This window comes from Micromonospora sp. NPDC049523 (assembly GCF_040676775.1).
Lineage (GTDB): Bacteria > Actinomycetota > Actinomycetes > Mycobacteriales > Micromonosporaceae > Micromonospora_G.
In genome coordinates, this window is sequence record NZ_JBFAPP010000023.1 from 1 (window position 1) to 14,386 (window position 14,386).

The 14,386-nt window shown below is 71.1% G+C and carries 9 protein-coding genes; 4 read left to right on the top strand and 5 right to left on the bottom strand.

Annotated elements, in window-relative coordinates; translation table 11 throughout:
- Positions 1-289: 289 nt before the first annotated feature.
- From AB0J90_RS28710 to AB0J90_RS28730, 5 genes are all read right to left on the bottom strand, one after another.
- Positions 290-5,776 (bottom strand): biotin carboxylase N-terminal domain-containing protein, encoded by a 5,487-nt coding sequence (locus AB0J90_RS28710; RefSeq protein WP_363601072.1) that lies wholly within the window; start codon positions 5,774-5,776, stop codon positions 290-292.
- Positions 5,777-5,991: 215 nt separating this feature from the next.
- A complete protein-coding gene (locus AB0J90_RS28715; protein WP_363601074.1) occupies positions 5,992-7,128 on the bottom strand; it encodes a hypothetical protein in 1,137 nt (378 codons plus the stop codon).
- Positions 7,129-7,264: 136 nt separating this feature from the next.
- Positions 7,265-7,375: a LuxR C-terminal-related transcriptional regulator gene (locus AB0J90_RS28720; protein ID WP_363601076.1), complete on the bottom strand. Its 111-nt coding sequence runs from the start codon at positions 7,373-7,375 to the stop codon at positions 7,265-7,267.
- A gap of 26 nt (positions 7,376-7,401) precedes the next feature.
- Positions 7,402-8,724 (bottom strand): hypothetical protein, encoded by a 1,323-nt coding sequence (locus AB0J90_RS28725; RefSeq protein WP_363601078.1) that lies wholly within the window; start codon positions 8,722-8,724, stop codon positions 7,402-7,404.
- Positions 8,721-9,524 carry an ATP-binding cassette domain-containing protein gene (locus AB0J90_RS28730; protein WP_363601080.1) on the bottom strand — a complete coding sequence of 268 codons (804 nt, stop codon included), beginning with the start codon at positions 9,522-9,524 and terminating at the stop codon, positions 8,721-8,723. The genes AB0J90_RS28725 and AB0J90_RS28730 overlap by 4 nt, the downstream gene beginning before the upstream one ends.
- A gap of 195 nt (positions 9,525-9,719) precedes the next feature.
- Between AB0J90_RS28730 and AB0J90_RS28735 the strand changes: the two genes are divergently transcribed.
- The 4 genes from AB0J90_RS28735 (at position 9,720) to AB0J90_RS28750 (ending at position 14,380) form a co-directional block, all read left to right on the top strand.
- Positions 9,720-10,973, top strand: coding sequence for an ROK family transcriptional regulator (locus tag AB0J90_RS28735; RefSeq protein WP_363601082.1), 1,254 nt, complete (start codon positions 9,720-9,722; stop codon positions 10,971-10,973).
- 128 nt (positions 10,974-11,101) lie between these two features.
- A complete protein-coding gene (locus AB0J90_RS28740) occupies positions 11,102-11,731 on the top strand; it encodes a SigE family RNA polymerase sigma factor (RefSeq protein ID WP_363601084.1) in 630 nt (209 codons plus the stop codon).
- Positions 11,724-13,067, top strand: coding sequence for a hypothetical protein (locus AB0J90_RS28745; RefSeq protein WP_363601086.1), 1,344 nt, complete (start codon positions 11,724-11,726; stop codon positions 13,065-13,067). Before AB0J90_RS28740 ends, AB0J90_RS28745 begins: the two co-directional genes overlap by 8 nt.
- Before the next feature lie 119 nt (positions 13,068-13,186).
- Positions 13,187-14,380 (top strand): cytochrome P450, encoded by a 1,194-nt coding sequence (locus AB0J90_RS28750; RefSeq protein WP_363601088.1) that lies wholly within the window; start codon positions 13,187-13,189, stop codon positions 14,378-14,380.
- Positions 14,381-14,386: the final 6 nt, after the last annotated feature.

The window sequence follows — 14,386 nt, forward strand, 5'->3', positions numbered from 1 at the left end:
CCGATGGTACTGCACTCGGGAGGGTGTGGGAGAGTAGGACGCCGCCGGACTTCTTATTAGTTAGGGCCACCCTTCGGGGTGGCCCTAACTTGTTTATCCACCCATGATCCGAGCGGCCTTCACCCGAGCCGAGGCACCGGGTCGTCCTTCAGGTCCTCGCTGGCAGGTGGCCCGCCCTCACCCCGACCGGTGACGTGATCGACCCTGGGTGGGCTGACAAGTCATCCGGTCGGGGCAGGTCGTGGCTTTGTCGTACTCGTGGTTTCGCCGTACGCCGACGGTTTGGTCGTCAGCGGTTGATGCCGGCCTCGATGGCCTCGATGATGCGAGGCCGCAACTCCGCAGCACTGATGATGGCGTCCACCGAGCCGACCTCAACCGCACGCTGGATGCTGTGTACGCGGTCGAACTCCGCGGCGACCTCGCCGAGCTTCTCCGCCCGGACAGCGGACTGCACCTCGGCGAGCTGGGCGTTCAACGACGCCCGCTCGGCACCGGTGGCGGCCAGGACCCGCGCCTGCAGTTCCGTGACCCGCGGATCGTTGGCGGTCCGGTTGTTCACCTCACCGGAGAACACCACCGCCGCTGCCGGGGCACCACCGAGCACCGAGGCGAACGAGCCTTCCAGCGCCAGTACGGTCATGTTCGGGTTGAGCGCCTTGGAGAACACCACGAACGCGCCACCGTGATAGCGGGAAATCACGCAGAACACGATCGGGCCGTCGAAGTTGACGATTGCCCGGCCGATCTCGGCGCCGTACTCCAACTGGAGCTTGCGCATCGACTCCGGGGAGCCGTCGAAGCCGGACAGGTTCGCCAGTACGACCAGCGGCCGGTTGCCAGACGCCGAGTTGATCGCCCGCGCGGTCTTCTTCGACGACCCCGGGAACAGGGTGCCCGCGGTGTAGGTGTCCGGCCCGTCCGTGGGCGGGAAGCCGCGCCGAGGCACCGGCCGTGACTCGATCCCGATCAGGCAGACCGGCCAGCCGCCGATGTGCACGTCCTGCACCGCCGAGGTGTCGGCGTCGGCCATGCCCGCCCAGCGTTCCAACACCGGGTGGTCCTGGTCGGAGAGCGCGCGCATCACCGTACGGATGTCGAAAGGCTTCTTGCGGTCGGGGTTGTGCTGCGTGGAGAAGATCTGGCCGACGGTGGTGAAGTCGCTGCCCGTGGCCGTGTGCGGGAACTCGGACACGCTGCGGTCGACCGGGTCGGAGGTGTCCGCCTTCCGGGGCGTCGTCTCGCCGGGTACGACGTACGTGTGGTCGTAGTGGGCCATCAGTACGTCGCGGGCGGCCGGCAGGTTCGGCGCCCAGTACTGCGCCTGGCCGTTCGGCCCCATGACCCGGTCGTAGCCGCCGATGCCGAAGTTGTCCTCGGCCGACACGCCCCCGGAGAAGTCCAGCGACTGCTTGCCGGTGAGCACCATCGCCGAGTCCGGCGTCATCACCAGGATGCCCTTGGTGTGCATGAGCATCGTCGCCTCGGCGTTCCAGTACGGCTGGGCGCCGACGGTGATCCCGGCGACCACGATGTTGATTTCGCCGCCGTCCTGGGTGAACGTGACGATCCGCTTGAGCGCAGCGGCGACCCAGTCCATGTTCTCGGTGCCGGAGGACATGGAGATCCGCGCGCCTGCGGACAGGGCGAACCACTCCACCGGAACCCGCAGCTGCTCGGCGAGGTCGAGCGCGGCGATCACCCGCGAGCACTCCGGCTCCGACAGCGCGCCCAGCGCCTTTGTCGGGTCGCCGAGCAGGACGACCCGCGTGACGCCTTCGGGGTGCCGCTCGGTCGGCGTGGTGACGACACCGGCCACGATCGCCGCGGAGTTCTTACCCCTCGGCCGGTCGACCGGCACGAGCGTGCCGTTCGCGTCGAGGTCGTGTTCGACGAAGGCGCCGTCGCGTCCGGCGAGCAGCCCGGTCAGCTCGTACGGGTAGGTGTTGCCGCGCCGCGCCGCACGCAGCACCTTCTGCCGGTAGTCGTCCAGCGGCTGCACCGGCTCCGTCGACGGTTCGCCGACGTGCAGACGTGCGCCGTGGCCGGGGTCGAGCGTGATCCGTACGGCGACCTCGGTCAGTTCACCGGCGGCGGTGCGCTGGCGGGCGATGAACTGGACCTCCTCCAGCCCCGCGCCCATCGAGGTCGGCAGGATGCGCTGGACCAGCGTGTTCAGCTCTTCGGCGGTCAGTTCGGTCGCCGGCCAGACGTACATCATCATCCGGTTGGTGTCGAACCGCTTGTTCTGCGGTCGCTGTGCCTGGATGTTGCGGATCGCGTCCAGGCCCGCGGTGATCGCGTCCTCCACCGCCGGCAGTGCGACCAGCCTGCCGTCGGCCTCGCGCAGCGGTGTCAGGTCGCGGACCTGGCCCATGACGACCAGCCGCTCGTCGGCCGGGTTGCTGCGCGCGACGGCCTTGAACAGGTAGATTTCCTCGTCCGCGGAGGGCAGCCGGGTGAGGTCGAACTCGCGCAGCCGGTGCAGTTGCAGGCGCTGCGCGATCTGCGGGTGCAGGCCGCGGATCAGCCGGTCCTCGGCGAAGCCGGCGCCGTCGGGCCGGAAGGTGAAGTGGTGGTGCATGACCGCGCCGCTGGTCCCGGCGACGGTGGTGGTGATCCGCCGTACGCCCGTGGGCTGCGGGGACTCGGCGAGGATCTGCTCGAGCCGCACCGCCATCGTGTCGGCGTCCGGCTGGTCCTCCCAGGTGACGTAGAGGTCGGCTTCCAGTCCCTGTTCGGCGGTGCCGGCCGCGAAGCCGCCGAGGGCGCCGATGGCGTCGGGCAGGGCGGCGATGTCGACCGCGGTGGTGACCACCCGTACGACGCCGCCCGAATCGGTGTGCTCCGCGGTGACGAACCGGCAGCCGGCGGTCTCCCGTACGGAGATCCCGGACAATCCTCGGTTGCCGTAGTAGCGGCGGGTCAGCACCTCCAGCAGCGGTGCGTGGTCCCGTCCGGGTCGGCCGATCCGCTGACCGATCAACCGGACCAGCGGTTCGGCGCTGGCGACCATCGCCTGGATCCGCTCGGGCCGGTCCGGGGCGTCCGGGTTGCGGTCCAGGTAGCGCAGCTCGTCGCGTACGGCGGCGTAGACCTTGGCGCGGTTGCGGCGCAGCAGCGGCTGTGCGAACCAGCGGAACACGACACCGCGGGCCAGGTCCGACACCGCGGGGAAACGTACCTGGGTGGCCGCGACCAGGTGCTCCAGGGTGAGCCCGGCGCGCTCGCTGAGCGACTCGACCGGCGGTGCGCCGGCCAGCCACTGCTTCAGCAGTTCCGACACGACCGCGACGTGGGTCGACATCCGCTGTTGCGCCAGGAAGATCCGGAAGACCGCGGCCTCCAGCTCCGGCGTACGGTCCAGGTCGGCGACGCCGTAGTGTCCGAGCACCTGCTTCAGCTTGGTCTGGAAGTCCTCGGTGACACCGGCACGTTCGACGTCCAGGCTCTGCAGGTAGCTGTGGAAGTACTCGCGCGGGCTGTGTACCGGGCTGCCCGGCTCGACCTCGAGCTCACCGCCCGGTTTGTTGCGGCTCAACTCCGACAGGTCGGCGAACACCGTCAGCAGGTCCAGCTCACCCGGCAGGGGCCGGCCACCGAGTTCGGCCCGTGCGGCCAGGTACCCGGACAGCACACGCTTGCGGTCCTGCGGGTCTACGTCGAAGCCCAGCAGCAGGCTGCGCAGGTCCTGCAGGCCGCGGTCGACCCGCTCGGCCGCGGAGACGTCCGCCCGCTCCGAGGGTAGGTCGATCTCGACGGTCTCACCCGCGCCCGAGGTCTCCTCTTCGGCACCCTCGTCGGCGAGAGGCTCCAGCCGCATCAGCGGCGTACCGGTCTCGACCTGGCTGCCCACCGTCACCGGGCACTCGCGTACCCGGGCGCGGAACGGCGCCCGCAGCACCGTCTCCATCTTCATGCTCTCCAGCACGAGGATCGGCGCGCCCAGGTCGACCTCGTCACCGACCGCCAACGGTGTGGCCACGACCAGCGCGGGCGCGGGTGAACGGACGACACCGCCCTCGTCGCGACTGATCCGGTGGGTGGCGCCGTCGACCTCGACCAGGTGGATCGGACCGTGCGTGGCCGACACCAGCCGGAAGCGGTGTCCGTTGACCACGATCCGCCCGCTGTGCTCGTCGAAGCGCTCGATTTCGACGTCGGCGGGGTGTACGTCGCCGCCGCCGGAGATGCCGACGCGGAAACGCTTCTGGCCGACGCGGGCGACGCTCACCCGGTAGCCGACGCCACGGAGCTTGAGGTCCAGCGGGCGGACGCTCTCGTGCTGCACCTGCGGGCGTCCGCCGTGCGCGGTGGACAGCAGCCGCTGGCGGCTGACCTCCTCTTCGTCCTGGTAGGCCTCGATAGCGGCCGCGGCCAGGGCGATCGCGGAGTTCCGGTGGCTGACCAGGCGGCCCTCGGCGCGTACCCGGTCGATCCAGCCGGTGTCGGCGCTCGCGTCGATCACCTCGGGCTGGTCGAGCAGGTCGAGCACGAAGCTCTTGTTGGTGACCCCACCCTCGATGATCACCGTGGTCTCGGCCATCGCCCGGCGCAGTCGGGCCAGCGCCTGTTCGCGGTCGCGGCCGTACGCGATGATCTTCGCGATCATCGAGTCGAAGTCGGCCGGGATGTTGTCGCCCTCGCTGACACCCGTGTCGACCCGGATGCCGGGACCGGCGGGAAGCACCAGCCGCGCGATGCGGCCGGGCGAGGGGGCGAAGTCCCGGTCCGGGTCCTCGGCGTTCAGCCGGGCCTCGACGGCATGGCCGGCCTCGGCCGGCCGGGAGCCCTCCAGCCTGCCGCCGTTCGCCACGTGCAGCTGCAGCCGAACCAGGTCGGTGCCGGTGGTGATCTCGGTGATCGGGTGCTCGACCTGCAGCCGGGTGTTGACCTCGAGGAAGGCGAACAGCTTCTCGCCGGGGTGGTAGAGGAACTCGACGGTGCACGCGCCCTGGTAGCCGACCGCCACGGCGAGCCGTTCGGCCGACGCCTTCAGCTCAGCGGCCTGCTCCGGGGCGAGGACCGGGGAGGCGGACTCCTCGATGATCTTCTGGTTTCGGCGCTGCACCGAGCAGTCGCGTACGCCCAGCGCCCACGCGGTGCCCTGCCCGTCCGCGATCACCTGGACCTCGACGTGCCGGGCACCGGTGACCAGGCGCTCCAGGAAGACCACGCCGGAGCCGAAGGCGCGCAGCGCCTCCTGCCGGGTGCGTTCGTAGGCGTCGGCCAGGTCCGCGTCCGAGGCGACCATGCGGATGCCCCGTCCGCCTCCGCCAGCGGTCGCCTTGAGCATCAGCGGGTAGCCCACCTCGGTGCCGGCGCGCAACGCGTCCTCGAGCGTCGCGACCTCGCCGCGGCTCCACGGTGCGACCGGTACGCCGACCTCCTCGGCCATCAGCTTCGCGCCGATCTTGTCACCCAGCTTGCGCATCGCCTCCGCGCTCGGCCCGACGAAGGTGACGCCGATCTTCTCGCAGAGCTCGGCGAACGCCGGGTCCTCGGCGACGAACCCCCAGCCGACCCACGCGGCGTCGGCACCGGTCTCGACCAGCGCTCGCTCCAGGACGGCGTGGTCCAGGTACGGGCGGGCCGAGGCGGGGCCGAGCAGATAGGCGCTGTCGGCCTCACGGACGAAGGTCGCGTTTCGGTCGGCGTCGGTGTAGAGGGCGACCGTCTCGATTCGCGTCCCGGTTTCCGCCGAAAGATCCCGGACGGCATGAATGAGCCGCATGGCGGCCTCACCACGGTTGACGATGGCGATACGACTGAACACCGGCTGACCCTCCCAAGTACCCACGCGCGAAAGGCGACGTCCAAGTTCCGGAGCGTCGCCTGCACCTGCCTATACCCTGCTGGATTACTGCCGCGTACACAAATGCTCCGCCTTGCGCAGTCCGCATTCGTCCGGTCACCAGGCCGCGACGCTCGCCGTTCTCGCGGCGTCGGAGCCTGCGATACCGGCTGACGTTCCGACATACCGGACAGTCGTCAGGTCGTCTCGTGTCCCTCGGGCTCGCCGGCACGCAGGTGCGCACAGGCTTCTTTCGTGGCTTGTTCGAGACGTTCGACGGCGTCGTCGGGCAGACCGCGTTCCGTCGCAGTCCAGGAGACCCACGCCTCGGCGACGTCGGGAAGGATCCGCGCCACCTCCGGGTCGTCGATGTGCTCGGGAGCGAGCGCGGGTAGGCCGAGCACCGCCAGGACCAGGCGTGGGCCGATGCGAACCGGGTGACAGCCGGCCTCGTCGGTGAACTGCGTGACGAGTAGGTCGACCGCCTGGGTCGTCGTGTCGTCCGCGGGGAGCCCGGCCGCGGCGCCAGAGGCCAGGAATGTCCGCTTCAGCAGCTCGATCTCCACGCTGCTGGGAAACGGCTCCGGTGGCGCGGCGACATCGCTCAACGCACGGGCCCGGGCCAGGGTCAGCGCCCGCATCTTCCGGTACGCCGCCGGCACCGGCTTGGGCTTGTACTCCCGGTCCTCGGTCAACTCGTCCGAGGTGGCGATCGCCTCTTCGAGCAGCCGCCGGCCGAATGCGGGGTCGAGTGGCTCGCTGACGAAGCCCTCGTCGCCCTTTTCGGCGTACTGGAGCACCTCCAGCAACGAATCCAGGTGCATGCTGAGCGTCAGTTCCCGGAACAAACCGTCGCCGACGGTACGGTCGATCATGGCCAGGATGGCGTGCTCGTCGTTTCCGTCATAGGAGAACGCGAAGAGCACGATTGCGGTCTCGTCGAACTGGTCGTGCGCCCACCAGCAGCGATCCACCCGTACCCGGCCGATGGTGGACGTCCAGGGCGGCTCCGGTATTCCCTCTTGGACGATGCGGTCGGCATTCATCCGGGCGAGTTCGCGTTGGGTGTCGATCGTGCTCATCGCCTGGAAGCCGCGCAGTGCCGCCAAGGCCGTCGGCGTCCGCCGCCGGCCCAACTCGTGGATTACCCTGGCGTCCTCCTGCACCGAGACGGCCAGGGACAACGCGAACCCCTCCGCGCTCTCGTGCGCGAGCAGTTGGGTCATCGACTGCTCCACCGACCAGGGCGAACCATCTCCCTTCAGGGAGAAGTTGAATTCCAGAAAGTCCGCACTCGATGAGGCGCGGGCGGAGGCTCGGTCGCTGTCATCCATTCGCCGATTGTCGCAGCTGATCCATCTCGTGGCGATTGCTCGGGAACGCGTGTCCGGCGAGGTTTCGATCTGTCCGGGAGCTGACGTCGGTCGATTTCGCCGGCTTCGCGGCATCCCGCGCCGAGAATCCGTACGACTACTCGTCGTCGACCAGCCCGGAGCGCCAGGCCCAGGATGCGACCTCGACCCGGTTGCGTACACCGAGCTTCGCCTGCGCGGCGGCGAGGTGCGTCTTGACGGTGGACACGGCTCCCCGGCGGGCCGGCGTGGCCGTCAGGTGGTGGTGGTCAGTACGTCGTACAGGTCCGGCCGGCACTGCAGGGCGGCGTCCCGCATGGCGGCCACCCGAGCCACCTGTACCTCCACGGGCAACGTTCCCAGGGTGACCAGCGCCTGGTCGGCCAGCTCGCGAACCGGTGTCCACAGGACCTCCGGTGCGGCGGTCGCGCCCTGCAACCAAAGTCCGGCGGCGGCACGGGCGGCGTCGATGCGGTTCCACGCGTCGGCGTCGTCGTCGGCCGCGCCGCACTTCCAGGTGCCGGCACCGTCGAGGATGCCCTCCTCGGTCGAGCCAGCCCCGGTGCTGATCGTCCCGTCGCCGAGCACCGTCAGGCTCAGGTGGACGGTGTCGCGGCGCTGTTCGACGGGGGTGCCGTACTGGCCGGTTTCCTGCACCAGGGCGGTCGGCGGCTGGGGGAGCCGGCCGAGGGTGGCCAGGGCCCGTCGAGCCGGCTCGACGAGCTGCGGCAGGACCGGTTCGTACAGTCGGGTGACGCACACCCGTGGTGTCCCGTCGGCGCAGACCAGTTCGACGGCGAGCGGGTCACGTGGTGCCGCACGGTCGACGGCCGGCAGCACAGACACGGCGAGAGCCAGGCCGAGGGCGGCCGGCAGTACGGCGAGCAGCCGCCTGCGGCGCGTACCGGTGACCAGCAGCGCCCAGCCGGTGGCCGCGAGCGCGACGAACCACGCCGTCTGCCCGGCGACGCTGCGCCACGCCACGGCGGAGTAGTCGTCGGTGGGACCGAGATAGCCGGGGATCAGCAGCAGCGCCCGGGCACCGGTGTCCTCCCAGAGCAACTGCGGGACGGCGATCGCGACGAGCGCACCGACGGCCAGCAGCGGTGCGGTCAGCCGGGACGGCATCAGTTGGCCCAGCCCGAGCCCGAGCACCGCGGCCGCGGTGACACCCAGCGCGCCGACCAGGATCGGCCAGTACCAACCGGGAGGCTGGTACGAGGCGGCCAGCATCGCGCGGGCGAGCCCGTCGAGCAGGCTGAGCGCGTAGCCGCCGGCCAGGCATCCGGCGACGACCACCGCCAGGGGAGCCATCCGACCGGCGCCGGGACGCGGGGTCGACGTCAGCAACTCCGTCATGCCCGCGGCCCGGTCGCGCCGACCCTGCCAGGCGCCGGCCGCCAGGGCCAGCGGCCAGATCGCCCACTGGATGTTGTGGTGCACCAGCACCGTCGTCATCCAGAGCCCGTCCCAGCGCTCCGCGTCGGCCGTCATCACCCAGCCGACGGCGGCGGCGAGCACACCGATCCAGAGCGCGGCGGAGCGCCGCAGTTCGATTTCGACGATCCTGCGGGTCACTGTCGTCCTCCCTGTTCGCGGTGGTGCCGCATCAGCACCGAGTAGCCGCGTTCGATCTCACTGTCGCCATTGGCCCGCGGGTCCGTGGCGGCCGCAGCCGCGAGGTCGGCGGGTACACCCTGGAAGACGAGCCGGCCCTGGTCGAGCAGCACCACGTCGGTGCAGACCGCCGCCACGTCCTCCACCACGTGCGTGGCCACCACCACGCAACTGTCCCGGCCGAGGTCGCGCAGCATCGCCCGGACGCCCATCCGCTGCTCCGGGTCGAGACCCACGGTGGGCTCGTCCAACAGCAGGACGGTCGGGTCGCTCACGATCGCCTGGGCGATGCCGACCCGGCGCAGCATGCCGCCGGAGAGCGTCCGCATCTTGCTGCCGGCCCGCGAGGTCAGGCCGACCCGGTCGATCGCCCGTTGCACGGCGCCCGGTACGGCGCCCGGCGGCATCTCCTTCAGCCACGCCACGTACTCGACGAACTCCCGGACGGTGAACCGGCGGTAGTAGCCGAAGTCCTGCGGCAGGTACCCGAGTGCGCGCCGTACCGGCCGCAGGTCCCCGCCGCCGTGGACGGGCTGGCCAATGATCTCCAACTGACCGGACACCGGCGGCAGTACGGTGGCGAGCGCCCGGATCAGCGTCGTCTTGCCGGCGCCGTTGGGGCCGAGCAGCCCGTGTACGCCGGTGCCCAGCGCGAGATCGAGCCCGTCGACGGCGGTGTGCCGCCCGGCCCGCAGCCGCAGCTCCTGGGCGCGGACCGGCCAGGCGTACGTCGTCGGCGCCGTCTTGTCGGTGCCCACCATCCCCTTGTCACGTCCTCTCACACCGGGCTAGACGACAGGGGTGCCGCTCCCGGTTCTCGTTCGGATGTGACGTGCGTCTCAGGCTGTCGCCGGACCGTCGCGCCATGCCGAGCCCGTGGTGGAACGGCCCGGCGATCACGGACCGACGGCGGGAGAGCGTGACCGGGCGGGTGCCCATCGCGTAACGTCTCCTGAATGCTGGGAACCCGGACGCCGCCGGGGGCCGGGTCGATTCAGGAGCGGACCCGTCGCCGCAACCTCGGCATGCTGCTCCGGCACGTACACCTGGCCGGCTCGGTCTCCCGTACGGTGCTGGCCGAGCGGATGGGCGTGAACCGCAGCACGATCATGGCGCTGACGGCGGAGCTCACCGCGGCGGGTCTGGTCCGCGAGGAGCCGTCCGTGGACACCGGTCGGGCGGGTCGACCGTCGCTGGTGGTCCGTCCCGAGTCCGACCGGGTGTACGTACTCGCCTTCGACGTCGCCGTGGACCGGCTGGTCGCCGCGCGGGTCGGGCTGGGCGGCACCATGCTGGACCGCCGGCAGACGGTCCGCCCGCGGGCCGGCGCCGACCTCGACCGCGTGGTCGACGCACTCGTCCGGATGGGTCGCCAACTGCACCGGGCGGCGCCACCGGACTCGGTGTGCGTCGGCGTGAGCGCGTCGTACTGCGGGATGATCCGGCCCGGCGACGGCATGGTCCGCTTCGGACCGGACATGGGCTGGGTCGACCAGGCGTTCGGCGCCGAACTCGGTCACCGGCTCGGGCTCGGGCTGCCGGTGGCGGTCGGCAACGAGGCCCACCTCGGCGCACAGGCCGAGCAGCAGCGCGGGGCGGGTCTCGGCTTCCAGAACGTGGTCTACCTACACGGGGACGTCGGTGTGGGCGGCGGGATCATCGTCGGCAGCAAGCTGCTGGACGGCGACGGCGGGTACGGCTGCGAGCTCGGCCACATGATGGTGAACCCGTACGACGGCCGGCCCTGCGGGTGCGGCTCGCGGGGTTGTCTGGAGGCGGAGGTCGGCGAGCGGGCGCTGCTCGATGCCGCGCACCGACCCGCCGACCTGTTCGGCCGTGACGCGGTGCGGGCGGTCGTGGACGACGCCGATCGTGGCGACCCGGTGGCCCGGGACGCGGTGCACCGGATCGCCGACTGGCTCGGCATCGGGGTGGCGAACCTCATCAACCTCTTCAACCCCGGCGTGGTGATCTTCGGCGGGATGCTACGCGACCTCTATCCCGGTGTCGCCGCCCAGGTACGCGCCCGCATCGCGACTAACGTGCTGCCGGTCGCCCGGGAACGGGTACGGCTGCGCGTCTCGGCCCTCGGTGACGATGCCACCCTGGTGGGCGCCGCCGAACTCGGCTTCGCCGAACTGCTGGCCGATCCCCTGAGCGTGGTCGCCCGCGCGCTGCCGCAGCCCCCGACGGAGAACCGACGTCCGTAGCGTCCCAAGCAGGTGGACGCAGGTTGTCGACGAGCCGGACCGGACCGCGGTGGGCGGCGGGACGATGGAGTGCAACCGAACCGCCGCGGCGCCGGTCCCTCTGATGACACTGCCGACAGGGAGCGGACATGGATGGCGTTACCGCGATTTCCCAGGCGTACACGGCCTACTACCACCGCCTGGTCGGCCAGTTGTACGGCCTGACCGGCGACCTGCCCGAGGCGCAGGACGTGGTGCAGGAGGCGTACGCCCGGGCGCTCGTCCGGCCGGCGCGGTTCCTCGAGGTCCGGGAGCCGGAGGTCTGGCTGCGGACCGTGGCGATGAACGTGGCCCGGTCCCGTTTCCGGCGCCGCTGGGTGTTCGACCGGCTGGTCCGCGCCGGTCGGGTCGACGGTCCGGCGGAAAGCGTACCGGGGCTGTCGCCGGATCGGATCGCGCTGGTCAATGCCCTGAAGAAGCTCAACCGGCCGACCCGCGAAGCGGTGGTGCTGCATCACCTGGCCGACCTGACCGTGGCGGAGGTCGCCGCCGCCCTCGGTGTGCCGGTGGGCACCGTCAAGGCCCGGCTGTCCCGGGGCCGGTCCACCCTCGCCCGCCATCTCGCGGACGAACCCACCGTCAACCAACGCACCGTCACCAGGTCGGACGGACCCGCCGTCAGCAGGTCGGACGGACCCACCGTCACATGGTCGGACGGACCCGCCGCTGACCCGTCGGACGAAACGGCAGCCACCAGAAAGGAATACGACCATGCCTGAACCGGATTACCACGGGCTGCGTGACGAGGCGGGACGGGCCGCCCGGCAGCCGGAGTTCAGCGCCGTACGGCGGCGGGCCGACCGGATCCGCGCCCGGCATCACGCGGTCACGGCCGTCGGCGGCGCGCTCAGCGTCGCTCTTGTCCTGGGTGTGACCGGGTACGTCATCGGGCCGTCCGCCGACAGGGCACCGACAACCGCCGCCACGACCCGCGTGACCGGCCCGCTCGGGACCCCGGTGACGCCGCGCGCGTCCGCCCCCACCTCGGGCGAACCCTATGTCTGGTGGAGCGGCGCAGCGGATCCGGAGCACCTCTACGCGCTCGTCGCGGACTGCTACTTCGGATGCGAGGGCCGGCTGTTGGCCTCGACCGACGCGGGCCGCACCTGGTGGCTGCGGTACACCATCGCCGACACGAGCCTGCCCATCACCGCGGCCCTCTCGCCGATCACCGTGATCGACGCGACGACCCTGATAGCCAACTCACCCAGCCCACTCGAAGCGTCGCCGGAGGCGGCGGACGGGCAACGCGGCCAGCTGCCGGTGCCCCAGCAGCGGCGGCAGATCAGCACCGATGGCGGAGTCACCTGGGCCGACCTCGCCACGACCGAGACCCTGGTGGCCGAGGCGCCGAGTGACAGCAGCGTCATCGCCGCTTCTCCCGGATGGACCGGTCAATACCGTCTTTGCGCGATCGATCCCGTACGGAAGCAGCTCGCGCCGCTGGCCAGCCAGCCGCCGTTGAGGAACTTCCAGCTGGCCGGAACGCCCCCGGGGATCGGCCTGTGGGTGAGCGGCTACGACATGGCCAGCAATCGGCCTGCCCTGGCGGTGAGCCGGGACCGGGGCCGGACGTGGCAGACCCACGTCTTCGCCGCCGAGCCCGCGCCGCCGAACGAGGGGACGCCGCCCACGATGTACCTGCCCAACCTCGCCACGGCGGACGGTCGGACCGCGTACGTCCTGTTCTCCGTCCTCGGTCAGCCGGCGCGGGTGTACCGCAGCACCGACGGTGCCGCGAACTGGCAGCGCAGCAGCCCCGAGGGTCCGTTGAGTCAGCGTCCCCTGCTCGCCGAGCGGTCCTTCGTCGCCGCCGACGGCACCCACGTCCTGCTGGCACAGCGCGGCGCCACACCCGAGTACGGGTCGTTCGACTTCCTCGGCAGTGCCGACGGGACCGCGTACACCCCTCGGAAGATGACCGGGCTCGTGAAACTGCCCACGTTGGACCCGCTGCCCCAGACCATCGACCAGAGCCACTACCTCTACCGGGACGACCACCAGCTCTACCTGTCCGACGACGGGTGGCGCTGGCGGGCCGTACCGGTGCCGTAGCACGCGTCCTCGTGCGGGGAGAAGCAGCGGCATGAACCATCCACTCTCGACGATCACTGCCGTATGCTGTGCCGGTGCGAGGTGCCGTGCCCAGCACATGCCACCGAGGCGGGTGACCGATGACCACGGACGACACACTGCGGCCGTACCCCTTCGAGGTCTTTCGCGGCGACCTGCCCCCCGAACTGCTGCAGATGGTGACGGACCACCCGGTGAGCCGGGTCCGGCTGCCCGACGGCCGGGCGACGTGGCTGGTCCTCGGCTACGACGAGGTCTGCACGGTGCTCTCCGACGCCGACTTCACCCGGCACGCGGGGCAGGCCGAGGAACCGGACGGGGCCGCCGCCGGTGGCTGCCCGGTCCAGCCGAAGGTGCGAGAGCTGGGGATGAACGGCCAGGCGCACACGTCGCTGCGCCGCCTCGCCGCCCGCGCGTTCACCGCCCGGCGGATCGAGTCCTACCGGCCGCGGGTGCAGCAGATCGCCGACGACCTCCTCGACGCGATGGAGGCGGCCGGCCCGCCCGGCGACCTGATCAGCGGGCTGGTGGCGCCGCTGCCGGCGCTGGTCGTCTACGAGGTCCTCGGTGTGCCGAGCACCGACGTGGACCGGTTCGACGCCTGGGTCGCCGACATCAACTCCATCACCGCCTACGGTTCGCCCGACGCGGCGCGCTCGGTCGCGGACCTGCGGGCGTACCTGACCGAGCAGCTTGAGCGGAAGCGGACCGAACCCGGCGACGACCTGCTCTCGGCCTGGCTGGCGGCGCAGGACGGCGACGAACTCAGCGACGAGGAGATCATCGGCCTGGCCGTGGCGGTGCTCATCGGCGGACGCGAGATCAACTCGATCAGCGCCGGGATGCGGGCCCTGTTCCAGCACCCGGAGCAGTTGGAGCGGCTGCGCGCCGACCCGGCGCTGATCGGCCCGGCGGTCGAGGAGATCCTGCGCTACACCTCGGTGAGTCCGATGTTCCTGGTGCAGACCGCGGTGCAGGACGTGACCCTCGCCGGGGTCGACATCTGTGCCCGCGACGCGGTGATGGCCGTGCCGTGGGCGGCCAACCGCGACACCGCCGCGTTCGAGCGGGCCGACGAGTTCGACATCACCCGCCCGGTCAACCCGCACCTCACGTTCGGCCACGGACCGCACTTCTGCCTCGGCGCCGCCCTCGGCCGGCTCGAAGTGGAGATCGCCATCGGATCGCTGCTGCGCCGGTTCCCGAACCTGGCACCGGCGGTCCCGATCGACGAACTCCCGTGGCGTCCGGAGCGGATCAACTGCGGCATCTCGGAGTTCCCCGTCACCTGGTGAACGAGC

Coding starts and splice junctions, on each gene's coding strand:
- AB0J90_RS28715 (WP_363601074.1), bottom strand. CDS start 7,128: ATGGATGACAGCGACCGAGCCTCCGCCCGCGCCTCATCGAGTGCGGAC.
- AB0J90_RS28730 (WP_363601080.1), bottom strand. CDS start 9,524: ATGGTGGGCACCGACAAGACGGCGCCGACGACGTACGCCTGGCCGGTC.
- AB0J90_RS28735 (WP_363601082.1), top strand. CDS start 9,720: ATGCTGGGAACCCGGACGCCGCCGGGGGCCGGGTCGATTCAGGAGCGG.
- AB0J90_RS28740 (WP_363601084.1), top strand. CDS start 11,102: ATGGATGGCGTTACCGCGATTTCCCAGGCGTACACGGCCTACTACCAC.
- AB0J90_RS28745 (WP_363601086.1), top strand. CDS start 11,724: ATGCCTGAACCGGATTACCACGGGCTGCGTGACGAGGCGGGACGGGCC.
- AB0J90_RS28750 (WP_363601088.1), top strand. CDS start 13,187: ATGACCACGGACGACACACTGCGGCCGTACCCCTTCGAGGTCTTTCGC.